Raw genomic sequence first — 24,946 nt, forward strand, 5'->3', positions numbered from 1 at the left:
GGCTATACAAACCGCTCAAATGGGTAAAATCTTTTATGGTTTGAAAAAGTATGAAGATGCCGTTGAAAAATTAACAGAAAGTATACATCTTTTCAAAACACTTAAACCAACACCAGAATACGCTAAAGCATTTTATTATCTAGGATTAAGCCAAATTCAGGATTCCAATTTTATCGCAGCAAAAATCAGTATAAACAAAGCGGCTACAATTTCAAAGTCCTTAGAAATAAAAGAAAATGAGGACTTAATTTCACTTCAAACAGCCATTATTAATAGGGCAACCAACAACATTGAAGAAGCAACAACGCTATTCAATAACATTATTATCAAACCAGAATCGCCAAACAACCTATATACAAAAGCGGAAGCTTTGTACCAAATGGGGCTCATCGAAAAACAAAACAATCGAAATAATTTAGCCTTGAATTATTTCAATAAGGCATTAAATCTAAATGCTAAAAATCAAAATTTAGATCAAAAGTCAAATATTTTATTAGCTATTAGTCAAGTATATGACAAAATGCTGGATAAAAGCAACGCTTACTCCTTTCTAAAATCACACCTTAATTTAAAAGAAAGTATTGCAATTTCAAATAATAAAAAATTAGGCATAAACGATTATGAAGCGTTCAAAGAAAATCAAAAAAAACTAGCTCTTGCTCGATTAGAGAAAAAGAAAAAAGAACAAGAACGTGATGAAAATTTTTCACGTTTGATTAATTATTTATCTATTGCTTTAATCACAATTCTTTCGCTATGGTGTTTCTGCTTGTACAAAAACAACAACATAAAGAAAAAAACAAACTTACTGCTTCAAGAAAAAAACAAAGAACTACGAATAGCTAAAGAAATAGCCGAAAAAGCCTCAAATGCCAGAGCTGAATTTCTTTCGACTGTAAGTCATGAATTAAGAACACCACTCAATGCTATTAATGGTATTACGCATCTTTTGCTAGAAGAAAAGCCAAAACAATCCCAATTACACTACTTAAGTTCATTACAATATTCAGGTAATTATTTGACAGCTTTTATAAATGACATCTTAGATATTAATAAAATTGATTCGAATAAAATCGAATTAGAAAAGATCAATTTTGACTTACGAAAATTACTCAATGATATAAAAAACTCTTTGAGTGAAGTGGCTACAAAAAACAGAAATGAGTTCATACTAGATTTTGACAATCAAATTCCAAATAATTTAATTGGTGATCCTATCCGTCTATCTCAAATCTTTATGAACTTAATCAACAATGCTCTAAAATTCACTAAGAACGGAAAAGTAAGCATTGTAGCTCAATTACTATCTCTGGAAAATCAAATAGCAACTATTTCCTTTGAAATAAAAGATACTGGAATTGGTATTCCTGAAGAAAAATTAGAAAGCGTTTTTGAAAGTTTTTCGCAAGGTTCTACCGAAATCAACCGAAAATATGGTGGTACAGGACTTGGTTTAACCATCGTAAAAAAATTACTTCATCTTTTAGACAGTAAAATCCATGTGAAAAGTATTGTAGGTGTTGGCTCTACTTTCTCGTTCAACTTAGCGCTAAAAGTAGCTAAAGACCAAATGGAATTAAAACCCGAAAAAGAAATCACTTTTGACCTTTCGAAAATAAAAGGAAAAAACATTTTAGTAGTTGAAGACAATAAAATCAACCAAATGATTACCAAGCGAATGCTGGAAAACAGAGATATTAACTGCGAAGTAATTGATAATGGTGAAGAAGCCATTGAAGCCATAAAAAACAACAAATACGATTTAGTTTTAATGGATGTGCAATTGCCTGGAATCAATGGTACTATTGCCACACAAGAAGTTCGGAAATTTGATAGCAAAACACCGATTATTGCAATGACTGCAATTTCTTTAAACGAAAACAGGGAGATGCTTTTATCCTTTGGAATGAATGATGTTATCGCAAAACCATTTATCCCAAATGATTTTTACCTAATGCTAACTAAATTTCTTTCCTAATTTAATAGTTCAAAATCAATTCTTGGATTAACTTTCGAACTTTTGGTTCTGCTTTACGAGCAGCTTCTAGAACCTCATCATGAGAAATTGTTTCAATACTTTCTTCATTACCCATATCGGTAATGACAGATACTCCAAAAGTTTCTAGATCCATATGACGCGCTACAATAACTTCGGGAACGGTTGACATTCCTACACAATCAGCTCCTAGAATTTTAACCATTTTATATTCGGCTAAAGTTTCGAATGTAGGCCCTTGCAAACCCAAATAAATTCCGTCTTTGACTTCAATATTATTTTTTTGAGCTAACTCTTTTGCAAGAGCAATCATCTTTTTAGAATAAGGTTCGCTCATATTAACGAATCTTGGTCCAAAACGTTCCTCATTTTTTCCACGCAACGGATGTTCCGGAACCAAATTGATATGATCATAAATTAGCACAATATCACCTACTCTATAGTTCGGATTTACTCCTCCCGAAGCATTCGAAACAATCAATTTTTGAACACCTAAATACTTCATGACACGAACTGGAAAAGTCACTTCCTGCATCGAATAACCCTCATAATAATGAAAGCGACCTTGCATAGCGACCACTTTTTTTGTACCAACGGTTCCAAAAACTAGTGCTCCTTTGTGACCTTCAACAGTAGAAACTGGAAAATTAGGAATTTCGGAGTAAGGCAGGGTAAATTCGATGGAAATATCATCCGTAAAACTTCCTAATCCTGAACCTAAAATCACTCCATAATCTGGTGTAAAATTGGTTTTATTTTTAATATAACTAACGGTTTCCTGTACAAGTTCCCACATAATCGTTTATTATTTTATCAAACAAATCGGCATTAGAAAGCAATTTACTTTGGATTGGCAAGTAAAATAATTGTTCGTTTGGCAAACTTCCTTTTAATCGCACATAATCTTTTTCGGTAGTAATAATGATAGCATCCTGTGCTTTGCCTCTAATTTCCTGAATATCATTTTCAGAAAAATGATGATGATCCGGATAGGTCAAACACACATCTTTTGAATTCTTTAAATAAGCGAAAAAAGGCTCTGGTTTAGCAATTCCGGCCAAAAGTAATTTGGTTTCTTCCTTTATGTCGGCTACTGCTAGTTTCTTGTTTTCAGAATAGATGTACTCATCGTAAGCAATACAACTAAAAAACAATTCCTGATGAGTGGCTAAATTTAATTTCTTTTTTATCAAAAGTTGTTCTGCTTCCGGAAGATCCGGAGGACATTTAGTAACCACTACTACATCGGCACGTTCAGAACCACTGCTGCTTTCACGCAAATTCCCAGTTGGCAACATAAAATCATCTGCATAAATATCTCCGTAAGCCGTTAGTAATATATAAAATCCTGCTTTTACTTTTCGGTGCTGATAGGCATCATCCAATAAAATCACCTCGGGTTTTGAAGTTTGAGAAAGTAATTGCTCTATTCCATTTTTTCTATTGGCATCAACAGCCACCTGAATCTGGGGAAACTTTTGAAAAAACTGAAAAGGTTCATCACCCAAAATTGTGGCATTCGCATTGGCATCAGCTAAAACAAAACCTTCGGATTTTCTTTTATATCCACGGCTTAAAGTAGCCACTTTATAATCTTTAGAAAGCAAACGAATCAAATATTCAATCTGAGGCGTTTTACCCGTTCCTCCTACCGACAAATTTCCAACAGCAATCATAGGCAAATCAAAACTATAGGATTTTAAAATGCCTTTATCAAAAAGAAAATTACGAATACTGGTTATCAAACCATACAAAATGGCGAAAGGAAAGAGTATTTTTCTAAGTAAAATCATAAGTACGAAAATATAATATTTTATCTTTGAAATATAATTTTTGTTCTTTTTGTTTAATTTCTAGAGCTGCAAAACTTTAAAATTTAAACCTTGAACTTTAAACCACTAAAAATGACAATCAAAGAAATAATTTCCGTACTCGAAGAAATGGCTCCATTAGCCTACGCCGAAGATTTTGACAATGTAGGTTTACTGGTTGGTGATCAAAGTGCCGAAGCCACTGGCGTTTTAGTTTGTCATGATGCCTTAGAAAATGTAATTGACGAAGCTATCGACAAAAACTGCAATTTAGTGGTTTGCTTCCACCCTATTTTATTTTCGGGTATCAAAAAAATTACGGGTAAGAATTATGTAGAACGTGCCATTTTGAAAGCCATTAAAAATGATATTGCCATTTATGCCGTTCACACTGCTTTAGACAATCATCAACAAGGTGTGAACAAAATTTTCTGCGATGCTCTAGGATTAACTAAAACGAAAATATTAATTCCGAAACAAAATTTTATTCGAAAATTAATTACCTATACCATTCCTGAAAATGCCGAAAAACTGCGCAATGCTCTATTTAACGCAGGTGCAGGGAAAATTGGCAACTACGAAGATTGTAGTTTTAATTCGAAAGGAATTGGAACTTATATGGGTAATGAAGATAGTAATCCAGAAATCGGAGAACGATTTGAATTTGTAGAAACCGATGAAATCAAAATTGAAGTTACTTTTGAAAAATATTTAGAATCTAAAATTCTAAAAGCCCTTTTTAAAAACCATGTGTACGAAGAAGTCGCATATGAAGTTTATGATTTGCAAAACCAACATCAAAATATTGGTTTGGGAATGATTGGCGAATTAGAAAATCCAATGGACGAAACTGCTTTTTTAAACATGGTAAAAGACAAAATGCAGTCCGATGGGATTCGTCATTCCGCCTTTTTAGGAAAACCAATTAAAAAAGTTGCAGTTTTAGGTGGCTCCGGAAGTTTTGCTATCAAAAATGCCATTCAGTCTGGAGCTGATGCTTTTTTGACTGCCGATTTGAAATATCACCAGTTTTACGAAGCCGAAAATCGACTAATTTTAGCCGATATTGGACATTTTGAAAGTGAACGCTATACAAAAAATTATATTGTTGATTATCTTCGAAAAAAAATCCTTAATTTTGCCATCATTTTATCAGAAGAAAATACAAATCCAGTTAAGTACTTATAGAATATAGAAATATGACTAATACGAAAGAATTAAGTGTTGAGGACAAGTTAAGAGCCATCTACGATTTACAATTGATTGACTCTAGAATTGACGAAATTAGAAATGTAAGAGGGGAACTTCCTCTTGAAGTGGAAGATTTAGAAGATGAAGTTGCTGGTTTAAGCACTCGTTCTGAGAAACTAAAAGCAGAGCTTGAAGTAATTGAAGAGCAAATTAAAGCTAAAAAGAATAGCATCGATGAGCACAAAGAAGCTATCAAAAAATATACTAAACAACAAGAAAGTGTTCGTAACAATAGAGAATTCAACTCTTTAAGTAAAGAAATTGAATTCCAAGAACTTGAAATCCAATTAGCTGAAAAGCAAATAAAGGAAATGAAAGCTTCTATCGAGCACAAAAAAGAAATCATTGCTCAATCTAAAGAGAAATTAGAATTAAAATCGAATCACCTAAAACACAAAAAATTAGAGTTAGATGATATCATGGCAGAAACTGCTAAAGAAGAAGAATTCTTAACTCAAAAATCGCAAGAATTCCAAGAGCAAATCGAGGAAAGATTGTTAGCCGCTTACAAAAGAATTCGTTCTAGCGTACGTAACGGATTAGCAGTAGTTTCGATTGAAAGAGGTGCTTCTGCAGGATCATTTTTCACTATTCCACCACAAACTCAGGTAGAAATTGCTTCTAGAAAGAAAATCATCATCGATGAGCATTCAGGAAGAATTTTAGTTGACAGTAGTTTAGCTGAAGAAGAAAAACAAAAAATGGAAAACTTATTCGCAAGTATTTAAGTATATTTAAGTCCCGATTAACCATCGGGACTTTTTTATTATGAAGAAAGCTGTTTACTTCCTCCTTACAAAATCGATTGGGATCTATATCAATCTCCTGAGTTTTATTGTTCCAGACAAGGCAACCCAAATAGCACATGGTTATTTTAGTATGCCTAGAAAAGGAAAATTCAAAAAAAACAAATTACCTAAATTCCTTGAAGAAGCCCAACTTGAAACGGTTTCACACAATGGGGATTCCATTCAAACCTACATTTGGAAAGGTAACGAAACCATTATTTTACTCGTTCACGGCTGGGAAAGCAATTCTTCCCGCTGGAAAAAAATGCTGCCTTACTTAAAACAATCGGGTAGCACCATTATAGCTATTGATGGTCCTGCGCAAGGACTCTCTAGTGGAACCGAATTTACAGTGCCTAAATATGCTGAATTTATTGATATTGTAGCCCAAAAATACCAAGCCAACTACATTATAGGACATTCTTTAGGTGGAAAAACAAGCTTGTATTACCAATACAAATACCAAAATCCTACCGTTCAAAAAATGGTTATTTTAGGAGCGCCTAGTGATTTCAATGTTATTTTCAATAATTTTATTCGATTACTTAGCTTAAATGATAAGATTGTAAAAGCCTTAGAAGTTAAATACACCTCTATTTTAGAACAAAATCTGCACCAATTTAGCGCTCATGAATTTGCTTCTAACATTAATGTCAAAGGATTTTTAGCCCATGACATTGATGATATCATTGTGCTTTTTAAAGAAGGAAAAAAAATTGCGCAATCCTGGAAAGATGTCCAATTTGTGGAAACAAAAGGTTTAGGGCATAAACTTCATGACGAAGAACTGTATCAAAAAGTATATCAGTTTCTTTTTGAATAAGCTTTTATTTCACAGAGTTTAGCAGAGAAGACACAAAGATTGCTAAGTTTTTTATTAGAAACAGAGATTATCTGTTTAATCTGTGGTCAATAATATTTACACAAATATTCCCATCGAAATTGCTTAGTTTTGCACTATGGAAGAAAATCTAAAACGTCTAAATAAATTCATTGCCGAAACCGGCTTTTGTTCCCGCCGTGAAGCTGATAAATTCATCGAAGAGGGTCGTGTAACCATCAATGGTTTCGTTCCTGAATTAGGAACTAAAGTAGGGCCAAATGACGAAGTGCGCATTGACGGTAAATTAATTCACGAAAAAAACGAAAAACCAGTTTATTTGGCCTTCAACAAACCGGTAGGAATTGAATGCACAACCAATCTGGAAGTACGTAACAACATTGTGGATTACATTAATTATCCAAAACGTATTTTCCCTATCGGCCGTTTAGACAAGGCTTCGGAAGGATTGATTTTTATGACAAATGACGGAGATATTGTCAACAAAATTCTTCGTGCACGTAACAACCACGAAAAAGAATATACCGTAACGGTAAACAAACCGATTACCGATCGTTTTATTCAACGCATGGGGAACGGAGTACCTATTTTGGACACTGTCACCCGAAAATGTAAGGTGGAACAAATCAGTAAAAACACTTTCAAAATTATTCTGACACAAGGTTTAAACCGTCAGATTCGTAGAATGTGTGAATATTTAGGTTATGATGTGACGGCTTTGAAACGCATCCGAATTATTAATATTTCGCTAGATGTTCCAGTGGGAAGATACCGTGAACTGACCGATGCCGAAATCAAAGAATTGAACCAATTAATTGCCCCTTCTAGCAAAACCGAAGAAGCCAGTTTACCTAAAACAGAAGTTCCCAAAAGAAAAACCGAATTCATAAAAAAAGATGATCCGAGGTTTAAAAGAAGAGGGGATTATTAAAAAACAAACAGCCCATCTTTTTAAAAGGATGGGCTGTTTGTTTTTGACTATTTTTTAACCTCTACAAACTCATAATAGAGTGCTTTTGACAGAAAAGTATTTTTTTGATGATTTAAAATTGCATCCTCTTTTGAAAAATACAAATCCTTAACTTTTTCAGGATGGCTTTTAAAATATTCCATAAATAGACTATCATTGAAATTCAAATCTATTAAAAATTCATAATCCAATCCTTTATTTACCGCTAGATTATAACGAGTAATTAAATTCCCCCAATTGATAAAACTGCATAATAAAATCGTTGTATAAAAACACCAAAACATTTTATTGAAAAGAAAAGCATTTGTTTTTTGCTTATTGATTTTCATAAATGAAATAATCAAACCAATTACGGCTAAAATCAAGAACGCATAAACACCTAAACGTTTATAAGTCAACCCATAAAAAGACACATATTCTGAGTTTTTAACCAGCGTGCTAAGAATCAAAACGCTATTTAAAACAATCCAAACTTTAGCTAAATTTTTAAGCGATTTTGCTTTTGTATCAAAATTAAAACCGCCCTTAAAATAGAATAAAATTACACCTACTGCCATAACTATCGAGAAAATAACCGCATTAACTCTTTCATGGGTATCTGAACTTAAATTTGATTTTTTCACCACTTCAAAAAACTGCTCATAATTATAGGTCACAATAAAAACTAACAATAAAGCATTTAAAAGAAACAAAGTGATTTCGCCACTTTTTCTTTCGAAATCAATATCTAGAAAAGAAAACGAACTTTGTTTAAGCTCTTTTTCTTCTTCTTTGAAATCATCATCTAAAAGTTCATTTTTTTCATAACAAACTTCAGGAATCCAATAATTCCAAAAGCTAAATGAAATATAAAATCCAAAACCAGCGATTAGAATTAAATCCCAAATATCAACATCTAAATAGTAATCTGTAAACAGAGCCGAAAAATGCTTGCTCCCAAAAGTGTAAACAATAAGAAACAATCCTAAAAACACAGTAGGAATTACAAAATAAGCAATTAATTTTTTAGCAAATCCATTGTTTACTTGACGTTTAGGGATGTACTGACTAAACATAAATACCCTACCTACTGTTGTGATCCCATTTAAAAACACAAGAGGAATTACTTGCACCATTTTCAAATTGGGTTCTTGAGTTTTAAACTGTAAAAAAATAATGGATAAACTCAACGCTAAAAAAGAAGCAAAATCGCCATACCAGGCAAAGGCAAAACAAGACAAAATAGAGGTTGTGACTAATACTAAATGAGTTCTTGATTTAAGTTGCTCATGGAAGTAATAACAAATTATGGTTGTAAGTGCAAAACCAAAAATGGCTACATTCACTCCTACACCTTCATTATAAAAAAGAAGCATAAAAAGTAAGCTACTTGCTAAGATAAAATGGATTTTTTTCATAATTTAAAATTTTTAAAAGTACTTTGTATTTCAAAGTTAATGATTAAAAAAAGATATTAAGACTTAAATAATTTTTCCAAAGCATTAAGATGAGCGCTAAACGCTACTCGTCCTAAATTAGTTACTCGATACGATGTTTTAGGTTTCTTCCCTACGAATTCTTTCTTTACTTCAATATATTGAGATTTCTCCAATGCAGTAGAATGACTAGCTAAATTACCATCGGTGATATTTAATAGCGATTTCATTTCGGTAAAATCTACCCAATCGTTTACCATTAGTACCGACATGATACCTAAACGTACACGACTTTCGAAATCTTTATTTAATTTATCTATCATCCCCATGTTATAATGACTTATTTGTATTTTTTGAACATAATCAAACCATACAAAATATGTAAAACACCAAATCCGAAAATCCAAAACAACAAACCATAACCAATAAAAAACATTGAAATACAACCTAAAAGTATTTCGAGGTAACCCAAATATTTAATATCCGAAAAAGTATATTTTTCAGCATTTACAAGCGCTAAACCATAGAAAATTAAGGTAGCAGATGCAATTAAAAAAGGAACATTGTGATATAATAATCCCAAACAAAAAATTCCTCCTACGAATAATGGAATAACTAAGTTAATCAACATATTCTTAGTACTGGTAGTCCATATAGGTAAATCATTCTTTTTACTTTTTCTAACAGTAAACAAAATTCCGAAACCTAATGCAAAAACAAAAATCATAGCTCCTACTTGGATCAATTGCAAAATCAAGTCCATTGAAAATGAATAGGTTTCAATACCATAACATTTCATCCCATTTTGCTCTAACAGTAAACAGATATACAAACCTCCTACTAGAGCTGAAAGTCCTGCAAATACGCCTGAGAGTCCACTTAAGGAAATAAATCGTGAAGAACGTTCCATCATGGAACGAATATGTAATAAATCTTCTTGGTGCTTTTGATTCATAATTAAAGTACTTTGAAATACAAAGTTATAGTTTATTTTTAATTGACAAACTTAATTTACACTTATTTAATAAAAAACTCCCTGAAAAAAAATTACAGGGAGTTTACAATATAGATTATTGATATAAAATTACATTTCCTTCTCTAAAATTTGTTTCAGTGATTCATTAGAGTTATGTCCCAACTTAGGATTGACAACTTCACCATTTTTGTTCACTAATACATAATGTGGAATACCTGAAATGTTGAACTTTTGAGTCAAATAATTCCATTCGTCTACTGTAACTCTATAATGTTCTCCTTTGGGATACTTAATATTTTAAAAACGAGCCCTTTAAACACTGATCAAACAGAATATATAGAAATAGCCGAACACAGCGCCAACCATTTATTAGGAATAGTCAACATGATTTTAGATCATTCTAAAATGGAAGCGGGTAAAATGAAATTAGAAAAATACCCTATCCATCTTAAAAAAGAATTATCAAAACTAATTCGTTTGTTTGAGTACCGTGTTAAAGACAAAAACATCGCTCTAGAATTTAGCTTTGATAAAAACATAAATAGCACCATTCTATGTGATAATTTAAGATTACAACAAGTACTTATCAATCTATTAGACAATGCCATTAAATTTACCGCCGAAGGCAAAGTAAAACTTGATGTCCAATTAATCAAAACCGAAAACAACATTCAACACCTCAATTTTCAAATTCTCGATTCGGGTATAGGAATTGAGACTCATAAAATTGAGCAATTGCTTCTTGCCTTTGAACAAGCCGATTTAACAACTACTCGAAAATATGGAGGAACCGGATTAGGACTCACTATTTCAAATCAATTGATTCAGCTAATGGGTGGTTCTAAATTAAAAATTACTGCTCGGAAAGAAGGAGGTTCCTGTTTTTGTTTTGATATTCCCCTGGACATTAACACGTCCAGCATTGGAATTGAAATTCCAAAGAACAACATTACTAATCTAGAAAGTAAAAATATTCAAAAATCATTAATTGAAGAGGACAATATTATCAATCAAAAGGTTTTAAAGAAATTATTAGACAAAATAAATATAAGCGCAGACATTGCTAAAAATGGATTTGAAGCTCTAAGTCTTTATGAAAAAAAACGACTATGACATCATTTTCATGGATTTACACATGCCAGAAATGGACGGTTTTCAAGCTACCGAAAAAATCCATGTTTTACCCAAATATCAAATAAATCCAACACCTATAATTGCGGTTACCGCTAGTGCCTTTGAAGAAGATAAAATAAAAGCAATCTCTATGGGTATGGATGATTTTATTACCAAACCCGTGGTATTAAAAAATTTGGAAGAATTAATAGCCAAACAAAGCCAACTCCAAAATTAATACTGAAGTCTTTAAAACCATCTTTTACGCTTAAACAAAAGAACCCCAAAAAGAGACAACAAAGACGAAATAAAAATAATGATCCAAATGCCGTAATGGTTGTTCTCTAAATTATTAGGTACATTCATTCCGTACAAACTTGCAATCAACGTTGGAATCATTAGTATAATCGAAATAGAAGTCATTTGCTTCATTATCGTATTCATATTATTTGATATAACCGAGGCATAGGCATCCATAGTTCCCGTTAAGATATCACTATAAATATTTGTAGTTTCCTGAGCCTGACGCAATTCAATTTCCACATCTTCTAGCAATTCAGGATCAAAATTTTCTTTTTGTGATTTGATATTTCGAATTCGATGCAATAAAATATCATTCCCTTTTAAGGAAGTCATGAAGAAAACCAAGCATTTTTCGATTTGCAATAAAGCTTGCAATTCTTCATTCTTGATAGACTTTTCAAGATTATTTTCGGCTAATTTTATTTTTTGATTTACTTGTTTCAAATATTTCAAATACCAAACACTAGAAGACAATAATAATTTTAAAACCAAATCAAAATTGTCTTTGATATCGATTCGTTTACGTTTAGTGTAAGCTACAAAGTCAGTAAGCATTTCGGTTTCTTGAAAACTAATTGTAACACAAACTTCACCTTTAAAAACGATTCCTACTGGAATTGTTTGAAACGGTAGTTTTACATCGTTACTTTTTACTGGAATTCGAAGAATAATAAGTGTCCATCCACTTTCGACTTCAATACGAGGTCTTTCATCAATATCTGCAATATCATTATAGAAGGCTTCAGGAATTTGAAGTTCATCAAGTAAATATTTTTTTTCTGACTTTGTTGGACATTCAACATTGATCCAGCAATTAGGATTCCATGCTTCAACTTCAATTAATCCGTTATTATTTTTATAAAATGCTCTCATTAAAAAATGCTATAAAAAGGTTAATAGCATTTTGAAACCTATTTCAAAAGCTATATTATACTAGTTTTTCCGAATAATAATCGTCCATTGCGGATTGAGTTTTTTAAAGTGCTGCAAAAGTATTTCATTAAATTGTATTGAGAAGCTTTTTCCAACAAAATTTATGCAATTTTTAAGATAAAAAAAAGCCCTAAACTTTCGTTTAAGGCTTATAAACATTGTTTATCACTATTTTATTTTCTACTTCTGATTTTTCTAGCCAAAAGCGTATTTTTTAACAGCATTGCAATTGTCATTGGTCCTACTCCACCTGGAACCGGAGTGATGAAAGAAGATTTTTTACTTACACCTTCAAAATCAACATCTCCTTTAATTACATAACCTTTTGAATTAGTCGCATCATCCACACGAGTAATTCCCACATCGATAATTACAACTCCTTCTTTTACCATATCTGCCTTTAAGAATTCAGGAACTCCTAAAGCTGTAATAATGATATCGGCATTTTTAGTATATTCTTCTAAATTTTTAGTTCTACTGTGTGTCAAAGTTACTGTAGAATCACCAGGATTACCTTTACGGCTCATCAAAATACTCATAGGACGACCTACAATGTGACTACGACCAATTACAACGGTGTGTTTTCCTGAAGTTTCCACTTTATAACGCTCTAACAACTCCATAATTCCGAATGGAGTAGCAGGTAAAAAAGTTTCCATTTCAAGTGCCATACGTCCAAAGTTAGTTGGATGAAAACCATCAACATCTTTTTGAGGATCAATAGCTAGAAGGATTTTTTCTTCGTCGATATGTTTTGGCAAAGGCAGTTGTACGATGTAACCATCTAGATTATCATCTTCATTCAACTCTTTTATTTTTGCTAACAATTCAGCTTCTGTAGTTTCTTCTGGTAAAGCTACTAATGTAGAATCAAAACCAATTTGCTCACAAGAGCGAACTTTACTTCCTACATATGTTAAACTTGCTCCGTTGTTACCAACAATTACTGCAGCTAAATGAGGCACTTTTTCGCCGTTGGCTTTCATTTGTTGTACTTCAGCAGCAATTTCATTTTTAATATCTTCCGAAGTTTTTTTTCCGTCTAGTATTTGCATCTTTCTTTTTTAGTTTAAAAAGTTTAAAGTTTAAAGTTTAAAGTTCTCCTGTAGGTAACCCAACTAAAAGTTAAACCAAAATTTTAATTGTTATTTCTATTTAAAATTAAAGTTTAAGATTCAAAAACGTTGAACCTTAAACTTTAAACAAAAAATTTATCTCATTCCTGGCATTCCACCTGGCATCCCTTTCATTCCTCCCATCATTTTCATCAAGTTTTTTCCTCCTGGACCTTGCATCATCTTCATCATTTTGCTCATTTGATCAAATTGCTTCATCAATTGATTCACTTGCTCTACCTTCGTTCCAGAACCTTTTGCAATTCTGTTTTTTCTTTTAACATCAATTAAGGCCGGTTTTTTTCTTTCTTCAGGAGTCATCGAATAAATAATGGCTTCGATATGTTTGAAAGCGTCATCTTCAATCTGAACATCTTTCATGGCTTTAGAAGCACCTGGTATCATTCCAACCAAATCCTTCATATTACCCATTTTCTTTACTTGTTGAATTTGAGCCAAGAAATCGTCAAAACCAAATTCGTTCTTAGCGATTTTCTTTTGTAATTTTCTAGCTTCTTCTTCATTAAATTGCTCCTGAGCTCTTTCTACTAAGGAAACAACGTCCCCCATTCCTAGAATACGCTCAGCCATACGGTCTGGATAGAAAACATCTATAGCTTCCATCTTTTCACCTGTACCTACAAATTTAATTGGTTTGTTGACTACCGATTTGATAGACAAAGCAGCTCCACCACGAGTATCACCGTCTAATTTGGTTAAGATAACCCCGTCAAAGTTTAAGATATCGTTGAATGCTTTTGCAGTATTTACAGCATCCTGACCTGTCATCGAATCCACAACAAATAAGGTTTCCTGTGGTTTAATTGCAGAATGAACACGTGCAATTTCGTCCATCATTTCCTGATCAACAGCTAAACGACCTGCCGTATCGACAATCACTACATTCAGACCGTTTGCTTTTGCAAAAGCAATCGCATTTTCGGCAATAACTACAGGATTTTTATTATCTGGTTCTGAGTAAACATCAACTCCTATTTGATTTCCTACTACATGCAACTGATTAATAGCCGCAGGGCGATAAATATCACAAGCTACTAAAAGCGGCTTTTTATTTTTCTTTGTTTTAAGATAATTAGCCAATTTTCCAGAAAAAGTAGTCTTCCCAGAACCTTGTAAACCAGACATCAAAATTACTGTTGGCGAACCTTGCAAATTGATTCCTGCAACATCACCACCCATTAATTCTGTTAACTCATCCTTTACTAATTTAACCAATAATTGTCCTGGTTGTAAAGTAGTTAATACATCCTGACCAATTGCTTTGTCTTTTACTCTAGCCGTAAAATCCTTAGCAATTTTAAAGTTCACATCGGCATCTAACAAAGCACGACGTACTTCTTTTAAAGTATCTGCAACGTTAATTTCGGTAATTTTACCGTGACCTTTTAGTATATGAAAGGCTTTGTCTAATTTATCACTTAAATTATCAAACATGATATTGTTATTTTTTTTGAAATGCAAAGATAAACTAATTAGATAATTAGACAATTACATAATTAGTTTATTGGCATTGATTTTACACTTTATTAAACACAAAAACGACCTCAAAAAGAAGCCGTTTTAATTCTGTAATTACATTCTCTCTGGAACATCAATTCCAAGAAGTCTGAAAGATGCTGCAATTGTATCGGCAACTTTTTTAGACAATTGAACACGGAACTTTTTAATTTCTAAATCGGCTTCACCTAAAATGGGTACTGCCTGATAGAATGAATTGTATTCTTTAACCAAATCATAGGTATAATTAGCCAATAAAGCCGGACTATGATTTTGAGCAGCATTTTGAATTAACTCAGGGAATAATTGTAATTGTTTTAGCAATTCTTTCTCTTTTTCATGAATACTATTAATAGAAGTTACATTAGAAAAGTCAAAATCAGCTTTTCTTATAATCGATTGAATACGAGCATAGGTATATTGAATAAAAGGTCCTGTATTCCCAGCAAAATCAACTGATTCTTCAGGATTAAAAAGAATACGTTTTTTAGGATCTACTTTCAAAATATAATATTTCAAAGCTCCCATTCCGATAGTTTTATACAACTTCGCTTTTTCTTCGTCTGAATAACCGTCTAGCTTCCCTAATTCTTCCGAAATTTGCTGAGCGGTATCACTCATATCTTTCATCAAATCATCAGCATCAACCACAGTTCCTTCACGTGATTTCATTTTTCCAGAAGGTAAATCCACCATTCCGTACGATAAGTGAAATAAATTATCAGCCCATTCAAAACCTAATTTTTTCAGGATTAAAAACAACACTTTAAAGTGGTAATCCTGCTCATTTCCTACTGTATAAACCATCCCTCCTACATCCGGCATATCTTTTACACGTTGGATAGCCGTTCCAATATCTTGAGTCATGTAAACCGCTGTACCGTCAGAACGCAATACAATTTTACGATCTAAACCTTCAGCAGTCAAATCAATCCAAACTGAACCATCAGGATCTTTTTCGAAAATTCCTTTTTCCAATCCCATATGAACTACATCTTTTCCTAACAAATAAGTATTGCTTTCGTAGTAATAACTATCAAAATCAACACCCATATTCTTATAGGTTGTAGCAAAACCATCATAAACCCATTGGTTCATGGTTTTCCAAAGGGACACTACCTCTTCATCTCCAGCTTCCCATTTGCGAAGCATATCCTGAGCTTCTAAAATAATTGGCGCTTGTTTTTTTGCTTCTTCTTCGGTTTTTCCCTCAGTCATTAATTGGTTAATTTCTTCTTTATATGCTTTATCAAAAGCTACATAGAAATTCCCAACCAACTTATCCCCTTTTAAACCAGTAGATTCTGGAGTTTGATCTTTACCAAATTTTTGCCAAGCTAACATCGACTTACAGATATGAATACCTCTGTCGTTGATAATTTGTGTTTTATATACTTTTTTACCGGAAGCTTTAATAATTTCAGCTACCGAATAACCCAATAAATTATTACGTACGTGACCTAAATGTAATGGTTTGTTTGTATTAGGAGAAGAATATTCTACCATAACTGCTTTGTCATCTGGACTTGGAGTTACAAAACCATAGTCAACATCATCTTTAATTTCGTTGAAAAAATTCAAATAATAAATATCCGAAATTACAATATTTAAAAATCCAGAAACCACATTAAATTTGGCAACCTCAGCTACATTTTCTACTAAATAGTTTCCTATTTTATTCCCTAATTCTACTGGATTGCTTTTTATGATTTTCAACAAAGGAAAAATTACCATCGTAATATCGCCTTCAAATTCCTTACGTGTTGCCTGAAATTCAACTTTATCAACTTCGATGTCGAACAAAACCTGAATAGCATTTTTTATAGATGGCGTAAGTGTTTGTGATAATGTCATTTTGTATATGAATTTTTAAAGTGCGCAAAGATAATCATTATAGACGGATATGAAAATCAGAAAAGAAGATAAATTTCCCCAAAAAACCTTCTAATTCGAGCTCATTAATTTGTAAGAGATTATTTTTTTATAAAAAACAGTACTATGTATTGCAAAGTATTATCTAAAAGATGTATGTTTGCATTGTCAACTAGAAACAAAAATTCAAAAAAATACAATCATGAAACTAAAACTCTTATTACTTTGCTTCATTGGAAACATCGTATCCATGACAGCTAAACATCCAAACCCCATTCCTGCGACAAAAGCTCCTGGAAGCATTTCAGGAAAAGTTATCGACAAAAAAACGAACGAACCTTTACCATTTGTAAATATTACAATACTGCTAAACAACAAAGTAATTACAGGCGGTGTTACTTCCGAAAAAGGTTTGTTCTTTTTTAAAAACTTAGAATTGGAAACTTATAAAATAGAAGTACAATTTATGGGTTACAAAACGGTCAGTAAAATCATTTCACTTACAGACAAAAACAAATCTTTAAATCTCAACTCCATAGCCATTGAAGAAGATGCTATTGAATTGAAAAGCGTAGAAATTGTGAGTGAAAAGTCGATCGTAGAGCAAAAAATCGATAGAAAAGTAATCAACGTGGGGAAAGATTTAATATCTGCTGGAGCAACAGCTGCCGAAATCATGAACAATATTCCTTCTGTAAGTGTTGATCCTCAAACAAACGCCATAAGTTTAAGAGGAAACACTAATGTAAAAATCTTAATTGATGGAAAACCGACCAACATGGATGCAGCACAAGTGCTTCAACAAATTCCATCTGCTTCTATTAAACAAATTGAACTTATCACAAATCCTTCGGCAAAATACAATCCCGAAGGAATGAGCGGCATGATCAACATTGTTTTAAATAAAAACACCAAAATTGGTTTTAATGGAAGCGTGAATAACGGAGTTACATTTGCTATAACGCCAAAAGTAAATTCATCTTTTGATATGAATTATAAATCAGGAAAATTCAATTGGTTTGCCAATTATGGATTGAATCATGGAAAATACAACAATAATGGTAACATCTTTACTACCGAATCTGGTGAAGAAGATATTCAGAAATATGTTTTTACAGATAAAAACACTTCACACCTTGCCAAAGTGGGCTTTGATTTCTATTGGAACGAAAAAAACACCATCTCCTTTTATACTAATCAAAATTTTTTCGATGCAAAAGGCTATTCGGAAACTTACATCGACTTTGTGAATCAACAAGACATCAATCAATTATTCTTAAATGCTGTTGACAACCTGGGACAAACTTATAACTTAGATTATAAAACGAACTTTAAAAAAGAAGGACACACACTGGAACTGGAAATCAATCAAAACAATACTAAAAATATTGAAGACGCCGCTTTTTATATATACAACCCAAAAACCAATTACATTGACACTAAAGGAAATAACACTTTGGTAAATTTAGACTATGTAAATCCAATAAGCGAAAGCAGCAAATTAGAGCTAGGATTAGAAAGCAGAATTGAAAGTACAAAGAACAAATTCAAGGTTGACGAAATTCCTAATTCCGACTTTGTTTTTGACCGAAATATTTATTCAGCCTATGCGACCTATTCCAAACAATGGGGCAAATGGAACATTCAAGCAGGAACCCGTTTAGAACATTTTGAAGCAAAAGCTGTTTTTAATAAAGAAGATGAAAGCGCTTCTTTTAACACCAATATTTTTAATGTATATCCTTCAGCCTATGTGAATTATTCTCCAAGCGAAAAGAATTCATTTAATTTAAGTGTATCTAAACGTGTGGACAGACCAAGCATTAATCAATTAAATCCGATTAGAGAATGGAGTTCGCCACAAATTGACTCCGAAGGGAATCCTGCTTTACAGCCTCAATTTACCTATTCTTATGAGTTGAATTATACTCGAAAATTAAAAAATGGTTCTATAACTACTGGCTTTTTCTACCGAAGAATTAATTCTGAAATCACACGAAATTTATATGAAAATCCTAATGATGCGTCCAAGCAGATTCTATCTTATGCTAACTTAAATGACAACAATGCTTATGGATTTGAAATTTCATCTACTTTGGATTTTGCTAAATGGTTTAGTTCTAATATTAGCTTAGATGCCTATAATAAAAAAATCAGAGGAGTCGTTTCTGACGAAGCTGTTTCGGCTGATGTAACAGCCTTAAATGCTCGTATTAACAACACATTCAAAGCAACAAAAAATTTACGTTTCCAATTATTCGGAATGTATAGAGGTCGCGATTTAGGTTTACAATTATTAGGTAAACCAATGTGGAAAGCAGATTTAGGTTCAAGTCTAACTATTCTAAAAGGAAATGGAACAGTGACTCTAAAATTTAGTGATTTATTTAAAACGATGCGCTATCGTTTTACAGTAGAAATTCCTAAAGATCAATATGGCCAATTCAATTGGGAAAGCCGTTCTGTTTATGTTGGTTTTAATTATCGTTTTGGTACTGGTAAAAACAAAGCTGTACAAAGAAAAACAAGAGACACTAATGAAACACAAGGTGGCGGATTTTTATAATAGAAGTACGATTTGACTTCAAATTAATAACGAAAAGACATTAAAAAACAGTGGTAAATGCAGTTTTACTACTGTTTTTTTTTATAAAAAAACAGTCATCTAAATAGTCATTTTCAGTAACACTCTAACATTAAAATTTGAAAAGAATTTGTAAAAAAAGTAAAAAAGCAAACCATTGGAAATTTTTAATCATATCTACTGATAATCTGTACAATAGATTAAATTACAAACATTTATTATCATAAATATTTACTTACTTTTTAAGCTAAAAAAGTGTATTTCATCGGTTTTTTCAAACACTTAATCGATATTTATAAGCAGTTTATTAATTTTGGACATCAAACTAACTGTTTGAACAAAATTCATTTTTAAAAATGGTCGTCTTAACTGCAATCATTTAAAAAAAATAGCTTATGAAAAAACATTACTCTAGAACAAAAAATAACCTTAACACCTACCTTGCCTTACTATTAATAGTGATTGCAAGTTCAGTGTATGGGCAAACTGTAACCTCTCCTCAAGTAAATTTTAGCCAAAGAACTTCAACTGCTACCCCTTCTAAGGTAATCTACAATATCAAGGGAGATTTTACCATGTTAGGAAATACGAATCTTACGTTAAACAATTATGCTAATGGCACAAACAACGAAGGAAATGCCATGAAATATGTTGACATTGATGGTGATTCTAACACATGGAATTCATCTAAAGCTTCGCTGGAATTAACCAATGGTGGTGAAAACAGCGCCAACCCAGATTGTTCAACTATTATTTATGCGGGATTATACTGGACAGGAAAATCACAGGATGCTGATACTTTTACTGCAACAAAAGAAACTGCCCTTGAAGCCTCAAAAAATGTTCATCACAATTCAAGTACTAACATTACAAATACAAATTACAAATTAACAATCACAAGAGGAGGCGCTAGTGGTGATTACTACCCTATATTCACATTTACAAATTCACTAGGGAATACATATGCATTTCATTTTACCAATGCAAATGGGGGTAATAGAGTAAAAATTTCAATAAATGGAAGTACTCTAAACAATGTAGGCGTTTCTTATAACTCAGGAATAGCTACTTTAAACACTCCATACTCATTACCGCTAGATGGAACAATATTAAAAATCAATTCATTAACAAGAAACACATCTCAATCATTAACTGAAATACAATACCAAGATTCATCAAACTCAATAGCTAATGTTCAAGTCTTTAACTCTATAAGCAAAAACTACAATAAAAAAGTTATTTCATTAAAAGGACCGGGAGCAACATCATATACAACTGTAACAGCAAGTAATAATGTACTATTTCCAGGCTCTGCTCATAGTGGGATTTTTATTGGCTATCAAGAAGTTACCGATTACGTTAAAGCGCATGGAGCGGGTGCCTACACTGTTGCTGATATTGCATTAGTAGAAGGAACTAATTCTAATCCAGGATATTCTGGCGGATGGGTTATGGTTGTAATATACGAAAACCCATTAATGAAAAGCCGTGCTGTAACATTGTTTGATGGTTATGCCTACGTAAATGGTCAAAGATCTGGTGGTGGAGAATTTGGAAATATTCCAATTTCTGGTTTTACAACAGTGGCATCCGGTCAAGTTAATATGAAATTAGGGGTTATGGCGGCTGAGGGTGACGTGGCTACCAATTCTGGAAGTGATTATTTGGCTGTACAAAAACTAAATGCTGACCCAAATATCTATAATGGTACAAATTACTTAACTTTAAACCACGCAGGAAACGCAACAAATAACTTCTTTAACTCCTCTATCTACCCTGTACCAACTGCAGGTGCTAGCGACCCCATTTTACAAAATAACACAGGGGTTGATTTTAGTATGTTTACCATCCCTAATGCAGGAAATACAGTAATTGGCAACAATCAAACTTCGACTACTTTTCGATTTGGATCTACCTATGAGGTATATACCATCTTTGGATTTGCAATGTCGGTAGACTCCTATGTCCCAGATCCACAAGGATTAATAAGTGTCAATTCTATCAATAACGTAACAAATCCTCCCGTATTAAATGCACTACCTGGACAAGCCATAAACTTTTCTTTAAATATTACGAATGAAGGAACTGAAGCTACCAATAATACTTTAGTTTCTATACCAATACCTGCAACAGCTTTATTTAATACAGGAAGTACTATTACCTACCATACTTACAATGGTTTTACAACCAGTAATGTACCGTATTATGATGCTGGAACAAACCGAATATTATGGAATTTAGGAACCCTACCTATTACTGCCAATCATCCAGAATATGTCTATGCCGATTTAAGTTTTAATTTGAATGTTACAACAGATTGCGCCATTTTATTAAGTGCTGGATGTAATCCTGAAGTTTCCTTAGAAACGGGAGTTATTACTGGTACTGGAGCTACATCAGGAACATCTTTTGCTAATTATTTCTTCCAAGGATACGACAATAGCGTATGTCAACAACCTATTGATGGATCAATAACAGTAGCTATCGATAACAGTTCATGTCTATCCAGTTTAGCAGGTCCTGATCAAGTAACCTATTGCGGTGGCGAAACTGTAACGCTAAATGCCTCATCAGGAGCCTCTGGCACATGGTCTATAGTAAGTGGACCTTCTGGTGGTGGTGAAATTTTCTCCAATAACACGAGTCCAACTTCAACTTTTTACAGTCCAAATATTGGAACCTATACACTTAGATGGACAACAAGCTGCGGCACAACGGACGAGGTAATTGTCACATTAGAACTATGTAATGTAGTTAATTTTGATGGTGTAGATGATAATATTAATTTTAAAAACAAATTCAATCTTGAAAGTGGTAATTTCAGTATTGAAGCATGGATAAAATCCAATCAAACTAACAACAATACTCAAACTATCTTATCGAAACATCTTAGTCCAACAGCTACAAATGGATACGATTTAAAATTAGTAAACAATATCATTTCCTTTAATTGGAACAACAATTCAATCACTACTACTCATAGTATTGATACAGACAGATGGTATCATGTTGCCGTTACTTTTGATGGATCAAATTATAATTTATACGTTGACGGTATTTTAGAAAAAACTACCTCTGGAGTTAATCCTACTACAAATAGTGTTGATTTTATTATTGGTGCTATGAGTCAAAATACCGATGTTCCATACAACTATTTTAATGGTTGGATTGATGAACTTGGCATTTGGAATATTGCATTAACAAATGACCAAATTCAAAGAATGATGAATCAAGAAATCGAAAATGACGGTAGTAATAACGTTAAAGGTGCCGTTATTCCTAAAAATATTAGCGGATTGAATTGGTCAAATCTTTCTGGATATTTTCAAATGAACAATGCCGACGATGTAAGTAATGGTTACCTTGTAGACAAATCAGGTAATGCCAATAATGGAAAACTAAAAGGAATCTATCTTCCTGAACCAGATACAGCTCCTATTCCATATACTTCTGGAGCAAATGGTGAATGGGAAACCGATGAAACTTGGACCAATTACACTGTTTGGGATCCGCCATACAGCTTAGGTATTGACAATTCGACTCCAATTGAGTGGAATATTGTGGAGACTTCACATAACATAACTTCGGCTGGAAACAAAACTGTTTTAGGTTTATTAGTTAATAGTAATGCTATTAGTGCCAATAATAATTCGAAAATTGAAATTTCAAGTTATTTAAAATTAAATGGAAAAATTGATTTGGTAGGAAAATCACAATTAATCCAAACAATGGATAGCGATTTAGATGTTAGTAGTTCAGGATATATCGAAAGAGACCAACAAGGACAATCAAATCTATACAACTACAACTATTGGAGCTCTCCGGTAGGAACGATAAATACAACCACCAATAATGTAAGTTATACTGTAAAAGGAGTAATGAAAGATGGAACAACTACTACTCCACAAACTATCAATTGGATTGGAGGATATAACGGTTCGCCTACAGTGCCAATAAGCATTGCTCGCTATTGGCTATATAAATTTGACAACTATTCTAATGCTTATGCAAACTGGGTTCGATTTAATGAAAACGCAGATATTAGAGTTGGTCAAGGTTACACCATGAAAGGAAGTGGAGCACCAGCTGCTACTCAAAACTATACATTTGTTGGAAAACCAAATAACGGCTTAATAACTTCGAATTCCGTAAGTGCAGATCAATTATTATTAGCTGGAAATCCTTATCCTAGTGCTTTAGATAGTGAAGCTTTTATAAACGACAATAGCAATTCCATAAGTGGAACTATTTATTTTTGGGAACATTACAGTACAAACAACACTCATGTCTTAAAAGACTATCAAGGAGGTTATGCTACAAGAAATTTAACAGGAGGTGTTGCTCCATCTTCTGCTAATGTAGACTTTATAAGTAAACTAGGAACTCCTTCTAAAGGAATTCCAAATCGTTATATACCTGTTGGGCAAGCCTTTTTTGTAATTGGAAAAACTGGTGCTGGAGGAACAATAACCTATAACAACAATCAAAGAGCTTTCCACAAAGAAGATGATGCGGTTAACTCAAATACCATGTACAAAATAACAGCTCAAACCAAACAACTATGGCAAAACAATGGTAATGATCCTGTTCAAGCTAACAACTATAAAAAAATACGTTTGGGCTTCAACTCTCACAACGATTACCACAGACAAATTTTATTAGGTTTTATGGATGGGAAAGCTACTGACGAAATCGATTATGGTTATGATGCCTATCTTTTTGACAATTTTCCAAATGATTTATTTTTCTCAATTGGAACCGGAAAATTTGTAATTCAGGGGGTAGGCGCTTTTGATAAAAATGCCTCTTACCCTCTTGGTATAAAAACAGACGCTGAAGGTATTGTCAAATTTAAAATTGATGATTTAGAAAATTTTGATGCAAACCAGCCTATTTACATTTACGATAGTGAAACAAATACGTACAATAATATTAGATTAAATACTTATGAAGTATATCTGGTAGCTGGAACTAATACAACAAGATTTTCATTGCGCTTTTTTAATCCAGCGGACGCTCCACCTGTAGTTGAAGAACCTGTTTATAAAATATCAATTACTCATATTCAAAAAACAGACATCATAAAGATCAATAATGAAATCGAAAATTGTAGAGTAAGCAAAGTTCGACTTTTCAATGACTCTGGAAATGAAATAGAAAGTTGGAAGATTCAAGAAAACAGAGATCAATCAAATATCCAAGTTCATTTCAAAAAAGGAAAAATTGGTGTTTATATAGTAAAAGTGGAAACTACTAATGGAGAATTCACTAAAAAAATTCTAGTTGAATAATATCATTTTCATAAATTAGTTTGTTGTGTTTTTTTAAAATCTCTAATTGAATTGAGGAATTCAATTAAAGATTTTTTTTTAATTTATGAGCTCCCTAAAAATCATAATTTTTTCTAAAAAAAAAATACTCTCATACTAGTATATCTATTTTAAATTTTTACATTTGTCT

Annotated in this window: 18 protein-coding genes; 9 read left to right on the forward strand and 9 right to left on the reverse strand. The window is 32.6% G+C overall.

The genetic code is table 11. The features are described 5' to 3' along the window. The first annotated feature begins 19 nt into the window (after positions 1–19). Positions 20–1,978, forward strand: a complete 1,959-nt coding sequence (locus tag P5P90_RS04685) for a response regulator (RefSeq protein ID WP_278036048.1) — start codon at positions 20–22, stop codon at positions 1,976–1,978. Position 1,979: 1 nt separating this feature from the next. Here P5P90_RS04685 and P5P90_RS04690 read toward each other — a convergent pair whose 3' ends face one another. Together P5P90_RS04690 and lpxK are read right to left on the reverse strand one after the other, a co-directional pair. Further along, positions 1,980–2,792 (reverse strand): purine-nucleoside phosphorylase, encoded by an 813-nt coding sequence (locus P5P90_RS04690; protein ID WP_278036049.1) that lies wholly within the window; start codon positions 2,790–2,792, stop codon positions 1,980–1,982. Further along, complete coding sequence (gene lpxK, locus P5P90_RS04695) at positions 2,764–3,789, reverse strand: tetraacyldisaccharide 4'-kinase (RefSeq protein WP_278036050.1); 1,026 nt, start codon at positions 3,787–3,789, stop codon at positions 2,764–2,766. The genes P5P90_RS04690 and lpxK overlap by 29 nt, the downstream gene beginning before the upstream one ends. A 111-nt stretch (positions 3,790–3,900) precedes the next feature. Between lpxK and P5P90_RS04700 the strand changes: the two genes are divergently transcribed. The 4 genes from P5P90_RS04700 to rluF all read left to right on the forward strand — a co-directional run bounded on the left by P5P90_RS04700 (position 3,901) and on the right by rluF (position 7,618). Continuing rightward, positions 3,901–4,995: a Nif3-like dinuclear metal center hexameric protein gene (locus tag P5P90_RS04700; RefSeq protein ID WP_278036051.1), complete on the forward strand. Its 1,095-nt coding sequence runs from the start codon at positions 3,901–3,903 to the stop codon at positions 4,993–4,995. Positions 4,996–5,006: 11 nt separating this feature from the next. Then, positions 5,007–5,786 (forward strand): zinc ribbon domain-containing protein, encoded by a 780-nt coding sequence (locus tag P5P90_RS04705; RefSeq protein ID WP_278036052.1) that lies wholly within the window; start codon positions 5,007–5,009, stop codon positions 5,784–5,786. 40 nt (positions 5,787–5,826) lie between these two features. Further along, entirely contained in the window at positions 5,827–6,669 is an 843-nt protein-coding gene (locus tag P5P90_RS04710; protein ID WP_278036053.1) for an alpha/beta hydrolase, read from the forward strand. A 136-nt stretch (positions 6,670–6,805) separates the two neighbouring features. Further along, positions 6,806–7,618: a 23S rRNA pseudouridine(2604) synthase RluF gene (gene rluF, locus P5P90_RS04715; RefSeq protein ID WP_278036054.1), complete on the forward strand. Its 813-nt coding sequence runs from the start codon at positions 6,806–6,808 to the stop codon at positions 7,616–7,618. 47 nt (positions 7,619–7,665) lie between these two features. On the opposite strand, the gene P5P90_RS04720 is transcribed toward rluF, so the two are convergent. The 3 genes from P5P90_RS04720 to P5P90_RS04730 are packed head-to-tail and all read right to left on the reverse strand — an operon-like array spanning position 7,666 to position 10,027. Continuing rightward, positions 7,666–9,054, reverse strand: coding sequence for a DUF4153 domain-containing protein (locus tag P5P90_RS04720; RefSeq protein ID WP_278036055.1), 1,389 nt, complete (start codon positions 9,052–9,054; stop codon positions 7,666–7,668). Between the two features lie 56 nt (positions 9,055–9,110). Beyond that, positions 9,111–9,401 carry a winged helix-turn-helix domain-containing protein gene (locus P5P90_RS04725; protein WP_278036056.1) on the reverse strand — a complete coding sequence of 97 codons (291 nt, stop codon included), beginning with the start codon at positions 9,399–9,401 and terminating at the stop codon, positions 9,111–9,113. Positions 9,402–9,412: 11 nt separating this feature from the next. After that, positions 9,413–10,027, reverse strand: a complete 615-nt coding sequence (locus P5P90_RS04730; RefSeq protein WP_278036057.1) for a hypothetical protein — start codon at positions 10,025–10,027, stop codon at positions 9,413–9,415. Between the two features lie 405 nt (positions 10,028–10,432). Between P5P90_RS04730 and P5P90_RS04735 the strand changes: the two genes are divergently transcribed. Next, positions 10,433–11,161: an ATP-binding protein gene (locus P5P90_RS04735; protein WP_278036058.1), complete on the forward strand. Its 729-nt coding sequence runs from the start codon at positions 10,433–10,435 to the stop codon at positions 11,159–11,161. Then, the gene (locus P5P90_RS04740; RefSeq protein WP_278036059.1) at positions 11,142–11,399 is read left to right on the forward strand and encodes a response regulator; all 258 of its coding nucleotides are present in this window, start codon (positions 11,142–11,144) and stop codon (positions 11,397–11,399) included. Before P5P90_RS04735 ends, P5P90_RS04740 begins: the two co-directional genes overlap by 20 nt. Before the next feature lie 11 nt (positions 11,400–11,410). On the opposite strand, the gene P5P90_RS04745 is transcribed toward P5P90_RS04740, so the two are convergent. From P5P90_RS04745 to argS, 4 genes are all read right to left on the reverse strand, one after another. Beyond that, positions 11,411–12,337 carry a magnesium transporter CorA family protein gene (locus P5P90_RS04745; RefSeq protein ID WP_278036060.1) on the reverse strand — a complete coding sequence of 309 codons (927 nt, stop codon included), beginning with the start codon at positions 12,335–12,337 and terminating at the stop codon, positions 11,411–11,413. A 233-nt stretch (positions 12,338–12,570) separates the two neighbouring features. Beyond that, positions 12,571–13,452, reverse strand: a complete 882-nt coding sequence (locus P5P90_RS04750; protein ID WP_278036061.1) for a bifunctional 5,10-methylenetetrahydrofolate dehydrogenase/5,10-methenyltetrahydrofolate cyclohydrolase — start codon at positions 13,450–13,452, stop codon at positions 12,571–12,573. A 156-nt stretch (positions 13,453–13,608) separates the two neighbouring features. Beyond that, positions 13,609–14,967 (reverse strand): signal recognition particle protein, encoded by a 1,359-nt coding sequence (gene ffh / locus P5P90_RS04755; protein ID WP_278036062.1) that lies wholly within the window; start codon positions 14,965–14,967, stop codon positions 13,609–13,611. A gap of 138 nt (positions 14,968–15,105) precedes the next feature. Beyond that, positions 15,106–16,884 carry an arginine--tRNA ligase gene (argS, locus tag P5P90_RS04760; protein WP_278036063.1) on the reverse strand — a complete coding sequence of 593 codons (1,779 nt, stop codon included), beginning with the start codon at positions 16,882–16,884 and terminating at the stop codon, positions 15,106–15,108. Positions 16,885–17,104: 220 nt separating this feature from the next. Here argS and P5P90_RS04765 point away from each other — a divergent pair, with 220 nt between their 5' ends. Both P5P90_RS04765 and P5P90_RS04770 read left to right on the forward strand, forming a co-directional pair. Then, positions 17,105–19,468 (forward strand): TonB-dependent receptor, encoded by a 2,364-nt coding sequence (locus P5P90_RS04765; RefSeq protein WP_278036064.1) that lies wholly within the window; start codon positions 17,105–17,107, stop codon positions 19,466–19,468. A gap of 413 nt (positions 19,469–19,881) precedes the next feature. After that, a complete protein-coding gene (locus tag P5P90_RS04770; protein ID WP_278036065.1) occupies positions 19,882–24,777 on the forward strand; it encodes a LamG-like jellyroll fold domain-containing protein in 4,896 nt (1,631 codons plus the stop codon). Positions 24,778–24,946 lie beyond the last annotated feature (169 nt).

Source organism: Flavobacterium nitratireducens, from assembly GCF_029625335.1.
Classification (GTDB): Bacteria; Bacteroidota; Bacteroidia; order Flavobacteriales; family Flavobacteriaceae; genus Flavobacterium; species Flavobacterium nitratireducens.

Coding starts and splice junctions, on each gene's coding strand:
- P5P90_RS04740 (WP_278036059.1), top strand. CDS start 11,142: ATGAAAAAAAACGACTATGACATCATTTTCATGGATTTACACATGCCA.
- lpxK (WP_278036050.1), bottom strand. CDS start 3,789: ATGATTTTACTTAGAAAAATACTCTTTCCTTTCGCCATTTTGTATGGT.
- P5P90_RS04765 (WP_278036064.1), top strand. CDS start 17,105: ATGAAACTAAAACTCTTATTACTTTGCTTCATTGGAAACATCGTATCC.
- P5P90_RS04720 (WP_278036055.1), bottom strand. CDS start 9,054: ATGAAAAAAATCCATTTTATCTTAGCAAGTAGCTTACTTTTTATGCTT.
- P5P90_RS04690 (WP_278036049.1), bottom strand. CDS start 2,792: ATGTGGGAACTTGTACAGGAAACCGTTAGTTATATTAAAAATAAAACC.
- P5P90_RS04710 (WP_278036053.1), top strand. CDS start 5,827: ATGAAGAAAGCTGTTTACTTCCTCCTTACAAAATCGATTGGGATCTAT.
- ffh (WP_278036062.1), bottom strand. CDS start 14,967: ATGTTTGATAATTTAAGTGATAAATTAGACAAAGCCTTTCATATACTA.
- P5P90_RS04685 (WP_278036048.1), top strand. CDS start 20: ATGGGTAAAATCTTTTATGGTTTGAAAAAGTATGAAGATGCCGTTGAA.
- P5P90_RS04750 (WP_278036061.1), bottom strand. CDS start 13,452: ATGCAAATACTAGACGGAAAAAAAACTTCGGAAGATATTAAAAATGAA.
- P5P90_RS04705 (WP_278036052.1), top strand. CDS start 5,007: ATGACTAATACGAAAGAATTAAGTGTTGAGGACAAGTTAAGAGCCATC.
- P5P90_RS04725 (WP_278036056.1), bottom strand. CDS start 9,401: ATGGGGATGATAGATAAATTAAATAAAGATTTCGAAAGTCGTGTACGT.
- P5P90_RS04770 (WP_278036065.1), top strand. CDS start 19,882: ATGAAAAAACATTACTCTAGAACAAAAAATAACCTTAACACCTACCTT.
- P5P90_RS04700 (WP_278036051.1), top strand. CDS start 3,901: ATGACAATCAAAGAAATAATTTCCGTACTCGAAGAAATGGCTCCATTA.
- argS (WP_278036063.1), bottom strand. CDS start 16,884: ATGACATTATCACAAACACTTACGCCATCTATAAAAAATGCTATTCAG.
- P5P90_RS04745 (WP_278036060.1), bottom strand. CDS start 12,337: ATGAGAGCATTTTATAAAAATAATAACGGATTAATTGAAGTTGAAGCA.
- P5P90_RS04735 (WP_278036058.1), top strand. CDS start 10,433: ATGATTTTAGATCATTCTAAAATGGAAGCGGGTAAAATGAAATTAGAA.
- rluF (WP_278036054.1), top strand. CDS start 6,806: ATGGAAGAAAATCTAAAACGTCTAAATAAATTCATTGCCGAAACCGGC.
- P5P90_RS04730 (WP_278036057.1), bottom strand. CDS start 10,027: ATGAATCAAAAGCACCAAGAAGATTTATTACATATTCGTTCCATGATG.